Below are 16886 nucleotides of genomic sequence, written 5' to 3'. Positions count from 1 at the left end.
GATTAGCGCTTATTCGTCTTCGTCGTCCGTTTTATTCGTGAACCCCAAACGTTTGAATAGCCACCACTCTAGAGCAAAGATGACAATTAAAGCGATACAGAACCAGGTGAACGCCATGGCGGATTCCACGCCTGGCATACCGCCAATGTTGATGCCAAGCAAACCTGTTAGGAAGCTGGTTGGCAAGAAAATAGTCGCCACCAAGGTAAATAGATAACTGTTTTTATTAGTTTTCTCGTCACGATGATGTTTGATTTCTTCTTGAAAGAGAGCGACTTCTCCAAGATAAAACTCAAGTGTTTCATTTATGCGCGTAATATTATTGTGGGCGAAGCGATATTGATGGGGCCTTAAAGCCACCAGCTCGGACTCTGATTCAACGAGATCACGAATAGCATATTGCTGAGGGCGAATAAAACGTTTGATGGAGATAAGCGCTTTTTGAGTCGCCATATGCTTGTACGTCGATTCATCATTCACATCAAACTGGTTTAACGTCTCTTCAATCGTATCGAGGTAAACGTCTATTTTGCTATTTAATCCTTCAATAATCTGATGAAGTAAACCAGCAAGGCTTTTCGGACCTTTGTGTTCCGCCAATGCTTGACGAATTTCCATGATGGCACGCGATGGGATCTTACGTGTTGAAATCAGTGCCCCTTGAAAATAGAGAATTCGAATACTGAGCATGTCTTCTGGTGAAGCATCGCCATTCATATTGACGCCTCGTAAAATCAACATGAAGTTCTCGTCATCCAAAGGGTGGAAAGACGGTCGGCTCTCGTCGGCTAACAGGTGATCAACAGTGGCACGTGGCACTTGGTTTTGTTCTAGCCAGCCCCGAATATCGGGATGCAGCCGCTCACAATGGTACCAATGTTTGGCTTGAATCTGCTCCGCCGTTGTGGATTGCTGAGTTGCTTCTGGGGTTGAAAAATCCCAATGTTCAATCATAAAACCCATTTTCTTTTTCCTTGTCTGAGCCTTTCCCCAAATAACTCGGAAAGAGCCTGTGCTCTTCCGCTGCATTATTTTCCGGGAAGTGCATCAGTGATAACGTTCTGAACCCAGCGCCATGAAGTTATTCAGGGATAATTATTTAAATGAGTATGATTGCATTTAACGTTAAATGTCTATGAATAGTTGCTCTTATTTGTAATCAAGTGAAGCAAGCCAAAGTGTGGTGTAAAAACAGCAAAATAAAAAAGCCTGCAGCGAGGCAGGCTTTCTAGTGGGGAGGGGAGGAGCAGCTAGCCAACTTGAGAAAGATTAACCACTTTCTGCTGTAGCTTTTCTTTTAAATAGTCCGATAAAGCCAGCTTTTCTTCGTCGTTCATGTACAGACCAAGCTTGGTACGACGCCACAAAATGTCTTCATCGGTCATTGCCATTTCATGGTTCATTAAGTAGTCGATCTCACGTTGGTAAACACCGCCGGCTTGCGATGAGAACGCGTGTCCAAGGTCAGCTTCGCTTGCTGTGCCTTCCATTAAGTTCCACGTTTGGGTACCAAATTGTGTCACGTAACGAAGAATCAATGCTTCTGGCGCCCAAGCGTATTTAGCATGAATTTGTTTAGCTAATTGTTCACGACTACAGCTGAAGTTACCACCAGGTAGGGTTTGATTTGCCGTCCAGTCGCTTCCCATCTCTGGTAGGAAAGGAGCCAGCTTTTTCATTGCCGCTTCACCCAGCTTACGGTAGGTCGTCAGCTTACCACCAAAGACAGAAAGCAGAGGTGCATGGTCGTATTCCGCATCGAGTTCTAGCGTGTAGTCTCGTGTGATCGCTTGCGGAGAGTCAGATTCATCGTCACATAAAGGACGAACACCGCTGTATGTCCAAACCACATCTTCGCGAGTCAGCTGGTGGACAAAGTGTTGGTTTACGATGTCGATGAGGTAATCGACTTCGTCATCTGAGATTGCCACTTCGCGTGGGTCACCTTTGTATTCCACATCTGTTGTACCAATGATTGAGAACTTATCTAAGTAAGGAATCATAAATACGATGCGGTTGTCTTTGTTTTGAAGAATGTAGGCTTGCGGTTCGTTGTGGATACGAGGAACAACGATGTGCGAGCCTTTGATTAAGCGAATGTTACGAGGAGAGGCTTGCTCTAATCCATCATCAAAGAACTGTTTTACCCAAGGGCCAGCTGCGTTTACTAGTGCTTTTGCTTTGCGTTCGAAACGTTGGTCTGTCATCACGTCATGAATTGTGACATGCCAGATACCACCTTCACGGTGTGCTTTTTCTACGCGGCAGTAGTTACGTACTTCTGCATGGTTTTCACGAGCAGCCAGAACGTTAAGTAATACTAAACGCGCGTCATCAACCCAACAGTCAGAGTATTCGAAACCGGTTTTCATTTCTGGTTTTAGCAAGCCCGATTTCGCTAAGTTGACGGTTTTGCTGCCTGGCAGAGTCGTACGTTTACCCAAGTTATCGTAAAGGAACAGACCACAGCGAATCATCCAAGCTGGGCGTAGGAATGGGCGATGAGGCAAACGGAAACGCATTGGTAGTGCAACGTGAGGCGCTTTGCGAAGAATAACTTCACGTTCTGCGAGCGCTTCCGAAACCAAACGAAACTCATAGTGTTCAAGGTAGCGTAAACCGCCGTGGATCAGTTTAGAACTTGCCGAAGAAGTAGCGGACGCGAAGTCATTTGCTTCGTATAAGCCAACACTCAAACCGCGGCCAGCTGCGTCTGCCGCAATACCAGCCCCGTTAATGCCGCCACCAATTACGATCAAGTCTAAGGTAGTGGATGAGCTAGTAGTGGAAGTATTTTTTTGTATACTCATAAATTTGACCTCTTGGTGAGCGAACGAGCATTTTAGAACATGATCTAATCCTAGCTTAGGTTTCGTTTGTGATCATCTATTATTTTCGTTTGTGAGCGTTTTGTGTGATTTAGGCACAAAAAAACCTCTGCCTAATTAAGACAGAGGTCATTTGAGAGGCAAATTAATGATTGGAACTACTCGTTTTCGAAGTTTGTCTCGTTCGCTTCAACGACTTCAAGTGGAATTGAAGCTTCTTTTAAAATCGACAAGATTTCTTCTGGTGGCTGCTTGTTGGTAAAGATCATGTTGAGCTGAGCGATATTGCCTAGCTTCACCATGGCATTACGCCCAAATTTGGTGTGGTCGACGGCGAGAAATACACTGCGGCTGTTGTCGATGATCGCTTGTTTGACCCTGACTTCGTGGTAATCAAAGTCTAATAGCGAGCCATCAAAGTCGATACCACTGATGCCAAGAATGCCAAAGTCGAGACGGAACTGTTTAACGAAGTCGAGAGTGGCTTCTCCAACAATGCCGCCATCGCGACTTCGAACTTCACCGCCTGCTAAGATGACTTTGATCTCTGGGTTGGGAAAGAGAATGGTTGCCACGTTGATATTGTTGGTAACCACGCGTAGCTGTTTATGGTTTTTATTGAGCGCTCGCGCAACCGCTTCTGGTGTGGTGCCGATATCAATAAATAGAGTCGCGCCATCAGGAATGTGCTTGACCACCTCGTCTGCAATGACATCTTTTTCATTGAAGTTGAGCGCTTTACGCGTGTTGTAAGATGTGTTTTCAGAACTGAGAGGGATGGTTGCACCACCGTGATAACGACGAATTTTGTTGTCGTCGGCGAGTTCATTAAGATCGCGTCGGATGGTTTGTGGGCTGACATTGAATCTTTCTACCAACTCATCCGTGCTGACATAGCCTTGTTTTTTCACCAACTCAACAATCTGTTGGTGTCGAGGTATTTGCTTCACTTACCACTCCCTTGTGCATTGGTAACGGCCAATGCTTCAAATTCGAAGCTCTATTGTGCTCGAATTTGCGCGTTGTGAGAAGTAAGCGAGTTCAGGAATCAGGGGCAAAGCGCAAAAAAGAGCGCACAAATGGCGCTCTTTTTTCGTATGGAGGTGAGATTAATCTTCTTCGTCGTGAAGCTCAGACCAGGTTTGCGCACATTTCACTGCGCGTTTCCAACCCTTGTAACGACGATTGCGCTTTTCTTCATCATCGTGCGGCTCAAAGGTGCGATCAAGCACCGCTTTATTCTGCAACTCGTCAATGCTGTCCCAGTAACCCACGGCAAGGCCTGCAAGGTAGGCTGCACCAAGAGCGGTAACCTCTGTTACCTGAGGGCGGTGTACTTCTGTATTCAATACATCTGATTGGAACTGCATTAGGAAGTTGTTCGCTACCGCACCGCCATCGACGCGAAGATTCGCAAGTTTAATACCTGAGTCGGCTTGCATCGCATCCAGTACGTCACGAGTTTGGTAAGCAATACCTTCCAAAGTCGCACGGATAATGTGGTTTGAGTTCACGCCGCGAGTAAGGCCGACAATCGTGCCACGTGCGTAGGCATCCCAGTATGGTGCGCCTAAACCAGTAAAGGCAGGCACGACATAAACGCCGTTTGAGGTATCCACTTTGGTTGCGAAGTATTCAGAGTCTTCTGCACCGTTTAGGATTTTTAATTCATCACGTAGCCATTGGATAGAAGCACCACCCATGAATACGGCACCTTCAAGTGCATAAGCAGGCTCACCTTTAGGACCACAAGCCAAAGTTGTCAGTAGGCCGTGCGTCGAAGTGACTTTTTCTTGGCCCGTATTCATTAGCAAGAAACAACCCGTGCCGTAAGTGTTTTTCGCCTGACCCGCTTCAACACACATTTGGCCGTAAAGCGCAGCTTGTTGGTCACCAGCAATACCAGAAATAGGAATACGAGTACCGCCTTTACCACCAATGTTAGTCTTACCGTAAACTTCCGATGAGCGTTTCACTTCTGGCATCATAGATGCTGGGATACCAAGCTCATCTAACATTTTCTGATCCCAACATAGATCGTTGATGTTAAATAGCATGGTACGCGATGCGTTAGTGTAGTCGGTCACGTGAACGCGGCCTTGAGTCATCTTCCAAACTAACCAAGTATCGACGGTACCGAACAACAGCTTGCCTGCTTCTGCGTCTTCGCGCGCGCCTTCAACGTTGTCCAGAATCCATTTCACTTTGGTACCTGAGAAGTAAGGGTCAAGTACCAAACCTGTGTTGTCACGTACGTAGTTTTCTAGACCACGCGCTTTTAAATCTTCACAAATGTCAGCAGTACGGCGACATTGCCATACGATCGCATTGTAAACGGGTTTGCCTGTTTCTTTATTCCAGACGATGGTGGTTTCACGCTGGTTAGTAATACCGATAGCCGCCAATTGGTCGCTACGGATGCCAGACTTAGCTAGAGCTTCTACCAACGTAGAGCTTTGTGTTGCCCAGATTTCCATTGGGTCATGCTCTACCCAACCTGCCTCTGGATAAATCTGAGTAAATTCGCGCTGTGCGACGCTTACGATGTTCGCGTCATGATCAAGAATTACTGCGCGAGAGCTTGTCGTACCTTGGTCTAGGGCAACAATGTATTTTTGCTCAGTCATGGTAAGAATCCTTTTGTTTCGTTATTTATATTTTAGTAAATGTTCGAGTTGCGTCAGTTTTAAGCTCTAGCTTCTTCTGTTTCTTCTTCCGTCTCACATTGGTTTGGAATTGTACAGCCGTGGCCTTGTTGTGGAAGGTAAGCTGCAATCGCTTTTGGATACAACCAACCACCAAAGCACGCACCTGCAATCGGAGCAAGTAAAGGCACGATAAAGTAAGGAATGTCTTTAGCACCTGTCAGAGCGTAATCCCAGCCTGCGAAGTAAGCGAACAGTTTCGGTCCAAAGTCGCGCGCAGGGTTCATCGCGAAGCCAGTTAGTGGACCAAGAGAACCACCGATCACGGCAATCAAAATACCGATTAACAGCGGGTTCATTGCACCTCGTGCAGCGCCGTTATTTTCATCGCCCAAAGCCAAAATCGCAAACATCAGCACAGCAGTGATAACGAATTCCACAGCAAAAGCGCCAAAGAAAGAGAGGGAAGCATGTGGATAGGTTGAGAAGATACCAGCGGTTGCTAGTGCATCTTGGCTACTGCGGACGAAGTTATGTGCGATTTCGTAGTCGGTGAAAAGGTTGCTGTATAAGCTGTAAACCAACGCAGCAGAGCAGAATGCGCCAAGCATTTGGGCGATGATGTATGGCACCACTTTAGCCTTATCAAAACCATGGAACATAGCGAGTGCGATGGTTACCGCTGGGTTGATGTGCGCGCCTGAAACGCCGGCAGTACAGTAAATAGCGATGGCGACACCTAGGCCCCATACAATACTGATTTCCCATTGTCCAAATGATGCGCCTGTTAGAACTAAGGCTGCGACACAGCCTACGCCGAAGAAGATAAGTAGTCCTGTACCGATAAACTCGGCCAAACATTCTCCGAGCAGAGAGGGGTGTTTGTTCGTTGTCATGTTAAAAGTCCTTTGATCATTTTTGCCTGTCTAGCACGATACTATTGTGCACATATAAACGTTTTCGAAAACAAACGCGCGTTAAAAATGAGCGTTTGAGCATAAAATTGTTAATCAAAGTCTTCGTTTTTGTTAAATGGCGCATCTTTTAATCGAAAAAGAAAACAACGAAAAGAACTTCTTTGCTACGAAGTGTGTTTTGGAAGCGCTCAAATTACCGATGTGAAAAAGAATGCACAACTGGTAAGAGGAGTTTTGTGAAGCTGCTACGTGCTTGGGGATTTATTACTCAGATTTTGCGTAGTAATTAACCCTAAAGAGGTAAGGCGAGGTCAAGTACATCAAGGACTAGCGGTGATATAAGAAAATGCGTTGCTATGTTTATATCTCGAGAGGAACTTGTTATCCAAATTAGTGTTAATTATGAAAATGGAGAGGAAAATAAATATGGTTTATGTCTTGTGTTCGTGAATCACTGTCTAGGTTTGAGTTCAGATAACATTAGCTTTGTTATTTCGTTTGATACTAAGCGCGAACATTTTTCATCTTTTTAGTTATTTAGTGGTTTCGCGTAACAAGGATGGATGTGAAACACCCTTTTTACGGTTAATTTGTGTTCTTATTCGAGCCTTTGTTTCATTGGTTTCGAATTGGAATGCTCAAATGAGAGGTTGAAACATCAGTTTCATATTAACTAATTATGAGTAAAGTTGAACGATGGTCTAATTAATGCGCTCTAATTTACTGTATTTACTTATATTTAATTCATGTGCAACATTTGTCACAGAAATAAAATCCTAACTCAATACAATTCATGAACTTTCGAACGAAGATTTTATTTGTTTCGTTCGCTCCTTTTGTGTTTTTTACCATCGCATACAAAATAATGAGGTTCCTATGTTTGGAATATTCAAACCTAAGGCGCACATTGATCGTCTGTCCCCAGGCAGTATCGATAGCACCTACTCTCGCCTCCGTTGGCAACTCTTTATCGGTATATTTGTTGGCTACGCCGGTTACTATCTGGTTCGTAAAAACTTCAGTTTGGCGATGCCTTATCTTATCGAGCAAGGCTTTAGCCGCGGTGACTTAGGTGTCGCGCTGGCAGCTGTTTCCATTGCATATGGTCTCTCTAAATTTCTAATGGGCAGCGTATCTGACCGTTCCAACCCTCGCTATTTCCTTAGTGGCGGCCTACTGATGTCTGCATTAGTGATGTTTTGCTTTGGCTTTATGCCATGGGCGACTGGCAGCGTCACTGCGATGTTCATTTTGCTTTTCTTGAACGGTTGGTTCCAAGGCATGGGGTGGCCCGCATGTGGACGAACCATGGTGCACTGGTGGTCACGTAAAGAGCGTGGTGAGATCGTTTCGGTTTGGAACGTGGCACACAACGTGGGTGGCGGTTTGATTGGTCCACTATTTATTCTTGGCCTGTGGGCATTTAACGATGATTGGCGCACTGCATTTTATGTTCCTGCATTTTTCGCCACGTTGGTTGCTGTGTTTGTTTGGATGACGGTTCGCGATACGCCTCAATCTTGTGGTTTGCCACCGATCGAAGAGTATAAAGACGATTATCCTGATGACTATGACAAGTCGCACGAACAAGAAATGACAGCCAAGGAAATCTTCTTTAAGTATGTATTCAACAACAAGCTGCTTTGGTCGATTGCAATTGCAAACGCATTTGTTTACCTAATTCGCTACGGCGTACTGGACTGGGCACCTGTTTACCTAAAAGAAGCGAAGGATTTCTCGGTAGATAAATCGTCATGGGCTTACTTCTTATACGAATGGGCCGGCATTCCAGGCACATTATTGTGTGGTTGGATTTCAGACAAATTGTTCAAAGGTCGTCGTGCACCTGCTGGCATCTTATTTATGGTGTTAGTGACCGTTGCAGTGATGGTTTACTGGTTTAACCCTGCTGGTAACCCAATGGTGGACATGATGGCGCTGATTGCAATTGGCTTCCTAATCTATGGTCCGGTTATGCTGATTGGCTTGTACGCACTTGAACTCGCTCCGAAGAAAGCCGCTGGTACTGCTGCTGGTCTTACTGGTTTATTTGGATACTTAGGTGGGGCAGTTGCCGCAAACGCGATTCTGGGCTACACAGTAGACCACTTTGGCTGGGATGGTGGCTTTATCATCTTAGTGGGTTCTTGTATTACTTCTATTGTGTGTTTGATGTACGCCTTCTTAGGTGAGCGTGCGCACCACGAGCAAAAAGAGCGCGAAAAGGAAGCGCTAGCGTAATATTTATTTAAAGAGGCAGTGGAATACTGCCTCTTCGCTTTATCAAGGAAATAACAATGAAAACAAAGTCAGTATGTCTTACTTTTTTAGCACTTAGCCTCTCAGCTGGTGCGATTGCGAAACCGCTTGTAATTGCACACCGTGGCGCATCGGGTTACTTGCCTGAGCACACGCTAGAAGCCAAAGCGCTTGCTTACGCAATGAAACCTGACTACATAGAGCAAGATGTGGTAATGACGAAAGACGACCAGTTGGTCGTGTTGCATGACCATTATCTAGATCGTGTAACGGATGTTGCGGAGCGTTTTCCTGATCGCGCACGCAAAGACGGTCGCTACTACGCGATTGATTTCACACTGGCGGAAATCAAATCGCTGCGAGTAACTGAAGGCTTTAATATCGATGATAAAGGTAATAAGGTCGCTGGTTATCCGACACGATTCCCAATGTGGAAATCGGATTTTACCGTGCCGACGTTTGCTGAAGAGATTGAGCTGATCCAAGGACTTAACAAGACGTTGGGTTACGACATCGGTATTTACCCAGAAATTAAAGCGCCTTGGTTCCATCGTCATGAAGGTAAGGACATTTCTAAAGCGGTGCTTAAAGTCTTGAAGCAGTACGGTTACGACTCGCAAGACGACAAAGTTTACCTGCAGTGTTTTGATGCGAACGAACTGCAACGCATTAACAGTGAGTTGATGCCCGCAATGGACATGGATTTAAAGCTCGTTCAGCTCATGGCTTACACCGATTGGAACGAAACTATGGTGTACAAAGGCGATACAGCAACGCCATACAGCTATGATTGGATGTTCGAAGCCGACGGCATGAAGAAAGTGGCGAGTTACGCCGAAGGTATTGGACCTTGGAAGCCGATGCTGGTGGATGATAAGTCAACCAAAGACAATATCATCATCAAGCCGTTGATGAAGGCTGCAAAAGACGCTGGCTTGCAAGTGCATCCATACACGTTCCGTGCCGATCCAGGACGCATTCCAGCGTACACGGACAGTTTTGAAGGCATGATGGATGTGTACTACAACCAAGTGAAGGTGGATGGTTTGTTTACTGACTTCCCAGATAAAGCGGTCAGCTTTTTAAATCAGTAATCACGCATTTTGCTGTAAGCTAAAAAATCCCCCAACAGTTTCCTGCTGGGGGATTTTTCTTAACTATTTATTAGTTGTTTTTATGCAATTCGCTGTTCAGTTCAACCGCGCTCTTGTTTGCAAGACACTCGATTTGACCTGTTACAGAGTTACGACGGAACAGTAGGTCAGAAACACCGGCAAGATCGCGTGCTTTCACTACTTCTACTTCTTGGCCAGCAGAATCTAGCATGCGCACTTTTGAACCAGCAGTTACGTATAGACCTGATTCGATAGTACAACGGTCACCCATTGGGAAGCCAAGACCTGCGTTCGCGCCTAGTAGAGAGTTTTCACCGATGGAAACCACAACTTTGCCGCCGCCAGATAGCGTACCCATGATAGATGCGCCGCCACCGATGTCTGAACCGTTACCAACCACTACGCCAGCAGAGATACGACCTTCAACCATGCTCACGCCTGTTGTACCCGCGTTGAAGTTGATGAAGCCTTCGTGCATTACCGTTGTGCCTTCGCCAACGTGTGCACCAAGACGTACGCGAGAAGTATCTGCGATACGAACGCCAGTTGGAACCACGTAGTCCACCATTTTAGGGAACTTGTCTACGCAATCTACGCTTAGCGTACGGCCAGCTAGGCGAGCTTCTATTTGACGCTCAGCCAGTTCAGGTAGGTCGATTGGACCTTCGTTAGTCCATGCGATGTTGTGTAGTAGACCGAAGATGCCATCCAGTACGGTGCCGTGTGGCTTGACTAGACGGTTGGAGATAAGTTGAAGTTTTAGGAAGCCTTCAGCAACAGATTGTGGTTGTTCATCCGTAGCTAGGATAACCAGTACAAGCGGCTGTGCTGATTCTGCTGCTTTGGTTGCGAAAGATGCGTTTGCTGCATCGCCGTTTGCTTCGAAAGCCGCCGCAAGTTCTGCGCTTTGTGCTGCAGAGATCTCGATAGCTTGGTTGCCTTGTTCGTAACCGGCTACTGCTGCTAGTGCGTTAACAAGCTCTTCATTTGGGTTAAGAACTGGGTTTGGAAAAAACGCTTCAATGATTTTGCCATCGCGGTTTTTAGTCGCTGTACCAAAGGCTAGAGAAAAGAAAGCCATAGTTGATCTCCATGTGTTGAGTCTTGTGTCTCGTCTGTTCACTGACAAGAAATAATTAAGTTGTCAGCCATCATAATGAGAGTGCTAGGGAGTTTAAAGAGGGGAAATAGATAAAGTCTGTAGATGGATACCTTTTGTCTTTTGGGAGATACGTCTGTCTGATGAGAAATGTGGTTGTGAGGTGGTCTATTGGGAGAGTTTTGCTGAAACGATAGAAGGCAGTTTCTTGTCTCGGATCTAGAAAGAACGGGCGTTTTCCTATGCTGGCAAGTTCTTTCGAGATACAGAGGTATGTTTTTTAATTGTTTAGAACAAGGTGCCGTATAAGTTCAGATAAATTTGGCGCAAGCTTGAGGCGGCTCGGTTTTGAGATAAATAATTCTTTATATTCATTTTGATTCATATTAAGGTTGATTTACGTTTTTAAGAATTTTCAATGAGATCAGTATGGGTAAAAAAGTCGTTACGGTTACAACGTCTGAGCTGGAAAGAGATTTGTTTAATGTGACTGGTGATAAGTTATTTGCTTCCAAGCAAGCTTCGCAATTTCAAATATTTTATGCAGGTTCAGTGATAGATTCTATTAAGTATAAGAGAGGGTTGATATCCAAAGATGATCTTTTACTTAATCAACATATAAGATGGGAGCATAATAAGGCCCATAGTTATCGCTTGGCCAAAAACATCATTAAAAAAACAGGGCAATGTCGTCCTAAGAATGTAGCAGCTCATCATATTGTATCATGGAAAGATATTAGAGCTGCAAAGTCCAGAATGAGGCTATCAGCATTTCGAATCGATATAGATAGTGCGGAAAATGGTGTATTTTTACCAAGATGGAATAAACATGTGCCCCATTCGCAAATGGTTCAAGCTTATTCTCACTCCTGTATCCATACTTCATTTTACTATTTGAACGTTGAACATTTACTTGAAAATACGATTGCTCAGGATGCAGATAGAGAAGATATCGTTGAGGTTTTAGAGGATATTGGAGACGACTTGAAAATGGGCATGTTTCCAATAACCAGAAAAATAAGGGCGAATGAAATTGCAGTTTAAAGAACAAACTTTTACTAAGGTATTTGGTATTCAGCCAGATGTGGATAAATATTTATATCTAGAGCACACGAGCCTATTGGATTTAGACGACGTGAATAATGAAGTTTTACCAATATTCAATGGAGCTTCAAAAATATCAACTTGGCAACCATTGACACTTGATTGGCTCCGGCATGATGATTCCGATGACTTAATAAAACCAATGATTGCTGCCTGGGGTAGCTGTACGTATGTAGTTCGCCATGATATTGCGAGCTTGTTCAAAGATATGCTCGGAGATTGTTGTGAATTCCTACCTGTAAATGTGGATAACTCCATTTGGTATGCACTTAATGTGACTTCTAAATTGGATGCATTACATTCTGAACTGTGCGAGATAAACTACAAGCCAAATGGCAGAGTTCATAGAACTAGACCATATAAGCGTTTTGTTATTGATCGTGCTAAAGTTTCAACCCCGAGGCTCTTCAAATTAAGTGGTTCTCCAACAAGCATCTATACTTCAAATATCGACAATAGCTTTTTAAATCTAGTGACTAAAAACGAGTTTACCGGAGTTAGTTTTTATGAAGTAGAGAGTGTTTAACTTCAGGCATAAAAAACGCCACATGATGCGGCGTTTCTTTAACAAATGAGAGGCTTATGCAGCGTCTTCTTGCTTGTCTTCTTCTACAGATTCAAGCTTTTTTGCTTTCTTTGGTGCCGGTTTGCGTTTTGCACCCAGTGCGTAAAGCACTTCTTCTTTGTTTTGAGCGAGGTACATCGCAAGATCTTCTTGCTTACCTTCGTCTTCTAGAAGTTCACTTTTACCTAGCAGCGTGAATAGTTCGTCTGCCATGTCTAGCATTTTATCGTATGCGTCAGCTTCCGCTTTAGAGGTAAAAGTCATTTTCTCTTCTCCATTGCGTTCTACCACGTACTTGACGATTACAGCCATGGTTGGTCCCCTAACTTGGTGTATTGATACTGGCTTTTTATACAGTTTTTGACCAGTTAAGTCTAGCGACAAGCCTAAGAATGAGAGACACGTACAACTAACTGACCAGCATTTAAACTATCTCCGTTTTACTTGGAGGGCGTATTCTCTAGATAAAGGTTATTTGGTCGTTCCCAATCTTGGCAAAATTCGATAAACGTTCTGAGTAGTGGGCTTTGGTATTTCTCTTTGTGAACCAGTAGCCAGAAGCGACGTTTCATATCCAAAGGCATGTCGAGCAGTTGCACGCGACCGTCACGAATAGCAGGTTCAGCAGACAAGCGTGACAAGCAGCCCAAGCCTAACCCCGCCGATACTGAGTTGATCAACGCTTCGGTGGTATTGAGCTGAAAAGCTTCATGCCAATGTTCCAAGCGCGGCGCGACAACGCGCATAAAAAATTCGCGTGAACCAGATCCTGCCTCTCGCAATATCCATTCGCTGTTTTCTAGCTCGGTTAAGTTTATTGGCCCTTCGTGCGCGGCTGGGTAATCGGGCGCGCAAATCACGCACATTTCATCTTCGCTAAACTGGGTAGACTGCAATTCAGGGTGAAGTGTTTTGCCTTCAATGAGGGCGATGTCTAACTCGTAATCGGTCAGCATGTCGCAGATTTGTGCAGAGTTAGAAATGAACAGACTTTGAGAACGATGGTTCGTTTGCTGACGAAATTCGCTAAGCAAATAGGGTGCGACTTGGTTACCAATGGTGTCGCTGGCACCAATGCGAAGTTGGCCCGATAGCGCTTGGTCACCATCGAAAATGCTCTCGATGTCTTTGGCTCGGTTGAGTAATTCATCCGCTAGTGGCAGCAGTTTTTGACCTTCTTGGTTCAAAATTAGTCGGTTATTAACACGATCAAACAAATGATGGCCGATCTGTTTTTCTAATTCTGAGAGTGCCATGCTCACTGCCGCTTTCGATAAAAAGAGACTATCAGAAGCCGCTGTGAGTGTTTTGTGCTGCGTGATCGTCGTAAACACTTTCAGTTGTTTAAGAGAAATGTGACTTGCCATACCCCACCGTTAAGTAATTCTGAACGTTTGTTTTAAATAATTAGATATATCGGAACGAAGTGCAAGCGTATTATACGCTCCATCAAGAGTGAGTCTGGTTGAGGTCATCATGATTCAAAGAACAAAAGCAAAAGTAATGGGAGCACCAACTCCGATGGCGGGTTTGGCTCTTGGTATTGCAAGCTTAGGCTGGAGTTGGGAAAACTTTGCCGAATTACATGGCTACGGACAGTGGATTAGTGCGGGTATCGCGAGCGTATTGTTGGCTATATTGGCAACCAAGTTTTTGCTACATAACCATCTATTGAGACAAGATCTTGCTCATCCGGTTGTGGGCAGCGTGGTTCCGACATTTGCGATGGGCACTATGGTGGTATCGAACTCTCTCGGCCATTTTTACCCATTGGTTGGTGATGTGCTTTGGCTGATTGCGGTGGTTCTGCACATCGTGTTCTTGGTGAGCTTTGTTTACCATCGCGCCAAAGATTTTGAATTGCACCACATGGTTCCTAGTTGGTTTGTGCCGCCAGTGGGTATCATCGTTGCGGATGTGTCTTTCTCTGGCAACCCGATGTTAGCGCCAATGGCACAAGGTGCGTTGATGTTTGGTATGGTGGCGTACGCGATCATGTTGCCGATGATGATTTACCGTTTCATGTTCACTCATGAAATTCCGGATGCAGCGAAACCAACAATGGCAATCATGGCAGCGCCAGCAAGTCTATCATTGGCGGGGTACTTAACGGTCACTGCGACACCATCACCAGTGATCATCGCTATGCTATTTGGTATCGCGGTATTGATGACGGCCATCATTTACCTCGCATTCTTTAAATTGCTTAGACTGCCATTTAGCCCAGGCTATGCGGCGTTCACTTTCCCGATGGTGATCGGTGCGACGGCGCTGTTTAAAATGGCGAATTGGATGGAGTTGCAAGGATTGGCTGCGCACTATGTTCAACAAGTGCGAGGCTTAGCTGGTCTTGAGTTGATTGTGGCAACATTTGTTGTCTCTTATGTGGCTTTACAATACATCAACAACTTATTGATTCAGCCACGCTTGATGCACGCTCATCACGCTTAAATAGCAGATAGGAAAAAGCCTCTTGGTCTTACAACCAAGAGGCTTTTTTATTTCAATCGGCGTCGATGTTGGCGCTAGCCTTTTTTGTAAAATCGCGACATCTCATCCAGAGAATGACGAATGATATCGACAGGAACTTTCTGTTCTTTCTCGACTTTTAACTGGCGATTCAGTTGCTGAGAGTGCCCGCCAGGATTGACCACAAGCATCAGTTCTTTGCCGACCAATGCATAGTTGTAGTAGCTGCCAGCAATATACCAATCGCGAGGGGCAGAGCTATCAAACAAGTTATGACCAACGCTGTATGAACTCGTTGTGCCTTGAACGTCAAACAGCGTATTCATCATGGTTGGCACGACGTCAAAATGGGTCGTGCGGTAATCAATTTGCTCTGGTTGACGATTTGGTATGTACACGTAAAGAGGCACATGAACTTGTACGTCACTGTAGTTACCCGTGTGGCCCCAATAGTTCATCTTATGGTCGTTAAACTCTTCACCATGATCTGATGAAATCACCACAATGGTATTGTCTAAGTCGACATTTTTCAGTACATCGCCAATCAAGCTATCGATGTAGTACAACGAGTTCTTGTATCGATTGTGGTAAAGCGAAGCGTCAAAATCGTTGTTGAGCAAAATGTGGTCAACGCGTTCCCAGTATGGTTTGAATTTCGCAAATTCAGGTTCGGGAAATACTGTGCCGTGGGCAGCATCGTAGAACAGAAAACCAAAGTACGGCTTGTCGCTGTCCTGCTTTTGGAACTCGATGAACTTGTCTGTGATCTGCTGATCGCGCTCGACGGCCGTTTCTCCAGTTTGTCTCAGAGTCAAGTCCGACACTTTTTTGAATACCGTGCGAGAAAGTGGTGGGCTGGTGAGCGGTGCTGAGCCAAAAATGCCCATGCGGTAGCCTTCTGCTTGCAGCGTATCCATAAAAACAGGAGAGCGTTGGCTTGCGTAAAAGCTTTCCCAGTAGGTCGCTGGCAAGCTGTAAAACAGGCTGAAAATACCCGCTTGAGTTGAGTTGCCGCCGCTCATGTGTTGTGTGAAATTCACTGTCTTTTCGGCGAACTTGCTGACATTTGGCATGATTTCCGGCGTCGCATCACTGTAGCGCCACGCGTCAACCAAGATAAACAAAACATTGGGCTGTTTCTCTTTGCTTTGCACTTGAATCGGCGCAAGCGGGTAGTTGAGTGAGCTACGTTCAATGTTGGTTAACTCTACGCGGTTCTTCGATGCAATGTTCTCATCCACTAGGTCGTGTTTGTAAATAAATTTACGGGCCGTCAGCGGGTAGTAAAGTGGCCAGTTATTCGAAAACTGACTGACTTCATCGTCGTAAAGCGCGTTTTTGTACGCATGAATCATCTGTGTACTGAGCAATACAACAAACCAGACGCCGATCAAAACGAACTTAGCTCGGCTTTGTGCCAGTTTATTACTTACCCAAACGGTACAGGCGAGCCCGATCACCAGAATGGCAATTTCACTGATGAAGATTAGCCAACTCATCCAAGAAATATCGAAGACATCACCGCCACCTTCGAAAAACATACGGATTAATAGGGCGTTGATGTGAAGTTTGTATTGCTGAAAAACGAGGATATCGACTTTAAACATGATCAATAGACAGATCGCGATAGCGATCACGATGCCTTTGAATGCTCGAGTCGGTAGAAAAGAGAGCAATAAACTCAACAACATAAATGGAAGAGCGATCAAGCCCAGCCAGCCATATTGAGTCGAAACTAAATAGTAACCTTGCAACAAGGTTAGCGGTTCATTCTGATTGTTAGACAACACAAAAGGATAACAAGCGATCGACAGATACACTGCAAAGCAACCAAAAAAAGCAATCAGCCAAGCGCTGTTGGAAGACAGTTTGCGAAACATACTTT

The 16886-nt window shown here is 45.0% G+C and carries 14 protein-coding genes; 5 read left to right on the top strand and 9 right to left on the bottom strand.

All coding sequences use genetic code 11. The features are described from left to right. Positions 1-9: 9 nt before the first annotated feature. The 5 genes from J8Z23_RS12475 to J8Z23_RS12455 form a co-directional block, all read right to left on the bottom strand. The gene (locus J8Z23_RS12475) at positions 10-963 is read right to left on the bottom strand and encodes a CorA family divalent cation transporter (RefSeq protein ID WP_012841472.1); all 954 of its coding nucleotides are present in this window, start codon (positions 961-963) and stop codon (positions 10-12) included. Positions 964-1250: 287 nt separating this feature from the next. Next, entirely contained in the window at positions 1251-2810 is a 1560-nt protein-coding gene (gene glpD / locus J8Z23_RS12470; RefSeq protein ID WP_301659758.1) for a glycerol-3-phosphate dehydrogenase, read from the bottom strand. 176 nt (positions 2811-2986) lie between these two features. Continuing rightward, positions 2987-3778 carry a DeoR/GlpR family transcriptional regulator gene (locus J8Z23_RS12465; protein ID WP_006742414.1) on the bottom strand — a complete coding sequence of 264 codons (792 nt, stop codon included), beginning with the start codon at positions 3776-3778 and terminating at the stop codon, positions 2987-2989. 159 nt (positions 3779-3937) lie between these two features. Further along, on the bottom strand, positions 3938-5455 hold the full coding sequence (glpK, locus tag J8Z23_RS12460; RefSeq protein ID WP_006742415.1) for a glycerol kinase GlpK: 1518 nt from the start codon (positions 5453-5455) through the stop codon (positions 3938-3940). A gap of 59 nt (positions 5456-5514) precedes the next feature. Continuing rightward, positions 5515-6369, bottom strand: coding sequence for an MIP/aquaporin family protein (locus J8Z23_RS12455; RefSeq protein ID WP_046875005.1), 855 nt, complete (start codon positions 6367-6369; stop codon positions 5515-5517). An 897-nt stretch (positions 6370-7266) separates the two neighbouring features. Here J8Z23_RS12455 and glpT point away from each other — a divergent pair. Both glpT and glpQ read left to right on the top strand, forming a co-directional pair. After that, on the top strand, positions 7267-8631 hold the full coding sequence (gene glpT, locus J8Z23_RS12450) for a glycerol-3-phosphate transporter (protein WP_006742417.1): 1365 nt from the start codon (positions 7267-7269) through the stop codon (positions 8629-8631). Between the two features lie 56 nt (positions 8632-8687). Then, a complete protein-coding gene (gene glpQ, locus J8Z23_RS12445; RefSeq protein WP_068864588.1) occupies positions 8688-9743 on the top strand; it encodes a glycerophosphodiester phosphodiesterase in 1056 nt (351 codons plus the stop codon). A gap of 70 nt (positions 9744-9813) precedes the next feature. Here the strand turns inward: glpQ and dapD are convergent, their stop codons facing one another. Beyond that, on the bottom strand, positions 9814-10845 hold the full coding sequence (gene dapD, locus J8Z23_RS12440; RefSeq protein ID WP_012841475.1) for a 2,3,4,5-tetrahydropyridine-2,6-dicarboxylate N-succinyltransferase: 1032 nt from the start codon (positions 10843-10845) through the stop codon (positions 9814-9816). A gap of 447 nt (positions 10846-11292) precedes the next feature. Between dapD and J8Z23_RS12435 the strand changes: the two genes are divergently transcribed. Both J8Z23_RS12435 and J8Z23_RS12430 read left to right on the top strand, forming a co-directional pair. After that, entirely contained in the window at positions 11293-11907 is a 615-nt protein-coding gene (locus J8Z23_RS12435) for an AHH domain-containing protein (protein ID WP_069509592.1), read from the top strand. Continuing rightward, complete coding sequence (locus J8Z23_RS12430) at positions 11897-12493, top strand: imm11 family protein (RefSeq protein ID WP_301576330.1); 597 nt, start codon at positions 11897-11899, stop codon at positions 12491-12493. Before J8Z23_RS12435 ends, J8Z23_RS12430 begins: the two co-directional genes overlap by 11 nt. A 54-nt stretch (positions 12494-12547) precedes the next feature. Here the strand turns inward: J8Z23_RS12430 and J8Z23_RS12425 are convergent, their stop codons facing one another. Continuing rightward, complete coding sequence (locus J8Z23_RS12425) at positions 12548-12844, bottom strand: YebG family protein (protein WP_041852896.1); 297 nt, start codon at positions 12842-12844, stop codon at positions 12548-12550. A 128-nt stretch (positions 12845-12972) separates the two neighbouring features. Further along, positions 12973-13899, bottom strand: a complete 927-nt coding sequence (locus tag J8Z23_RS12420) for a LysR substrate-binding domain-containing protein (RefSeq protein WP_029829353.1) — start codon at positions 13897-13899, stop codon at positions 12973-12975. A gap of 109 nt (positions 13900-14008) precedes the next feature. On the opposite strand from J8Z23_RS12420, the gene J8Z23_RS12415 reads away from it, so the two are divergent. After that, positions 14009-14983 carry a TDT family transporter gene (locus tag J8Z23_RS12415; protein ID WP_301659756.1) on the top strand — a complete coding sequence of 325 codons (975 nt, stop codon included), beginning with the start codon at positions 14009-14011 and terminating at the stop codon, positions 14981-14983. A gap of 74 nt (positions 14984-15057) precedes the next feature. On the opposite strand, the gene J8Z23_RS12410 is transcribed toward J8Z23_RS12415, so the two are convergent. Further along, positions 15058-16881 carry a DUF3413 domain-containing protein gene (locus J8Z23_RS12410; RefSeq protein ID WP_301659755.1) on the bottom strand — a complete coding sequence of 608 codons (1824 nt, stop codon included), beginning with the start codon at positions 16879-16881 and terminating at the stop codon, positions 15058-15060. Between the last annotated feature and the right edge of the window lie 5 nt (positions 16882-16886).

Source organism: Vibrio sp. SCSIO 43086 (assembly GCF_051132235.1).
Classification (GTDB): domain Bacteria; phylum Pseudomonadota; class Gammaproteobacteria; order Enterobacterales; family Vibrionaceae; genus Vibrio; species Vibrio diabolicus.
This window is presented reverse-complemented; position numbering and strand designations above follow the sequence as displayed.

What these genes read in the sequence shown, in the direction of transcription:
- J8Z23_RS12415 (WP_301659756.1), top strand. Translation starts at nt 14,009, where the DNA reads ATGATTCAAAGAACAAAAGCAAAAGTAATGGGAGCACCAACTCCGATG.
- glpQ (WP_068864588.1), top strand. Translation starts at nt 8,688, where the DNA reads ATGAAAACAAAGTCAGTATGTCTTACTTTTTTAGCACTTAGCCTCTCA.
- J8Z23_RS12475 (WP_012841472.1), bottom strand. Translation starts at nt 963, where the DNA reads ATGGGTTTTATGATTGAACATTGGGATTTTTCAACCCCAGAAGCAACT.
- dapD (WP_012841475.1), bottom strand. Translation starts at nt 10,845, where the DNA reads ATGGCTTTCTTTTCTCTAGCCTTTGGTACAGCGACTAAAAACCGCGAT.
- J8Z23_RS12425 (WP_041852896.1), bottom strand. Translation starts at nt 12,844, where the DNA reads ATGGCTGTAATCGTCAAGTACGTGGTAGAACGCAATGGAGAAGAGAAA.
- J8Z23_RS12435 (WP_069509592.1), top strand. Translation starts at nt 11,293, where the DNA reads ATGGGTAAAAAAGTCGTTACGGTTACAACGTCTGAGCTGGAAAGAGAT.
- J8Z23_RS12410 (WP_301659755.1), bottom strand. Translation starts at nt 16,881, where the DNA reads ATGTTTCGCAAACTGTCTTCCAACAGCGCTTGGCTGATTGCTTTTTTT.
- J8Z23_RS12455 (WP_046875005.1), bottom strand. Translation starts at nt 6,369, where the DNA reads ATGACAACGAACAAACACCCCTCTCTGCTCGGAGAATGTTTGGCCGAG.
- glpD (WP_301659758.1), bottom strand. Translation starts at nt 2,810, where the DNA reads ATGAGTATACAAAAAAATACTTCCACTACTAGCTCATCCACTACCTTA.
- glpT (WP_006742417.1), top strand. Translation starts at nt 7,267, where the DNA reads ATGTTTGGAATATTCAAACCTAAGGCGCACATTGATCGTCTGTCCCCA.
- glpK (WP_006742415.1), bottom strand. Translation starts at nt 5,455, where the DNA reads ATGACTGAGCAAAAATACATTGTTGCCCTAGACCAAGGTACGACAAGC.
- J8Z23_RS12420 (WP_029829353.1), bottom strand. Translation starts at nt 13,899, where the DNA reads ATGGCAAGTCACATTTCTCTTAAACAACTGAAAGTGTTTACGACGATC.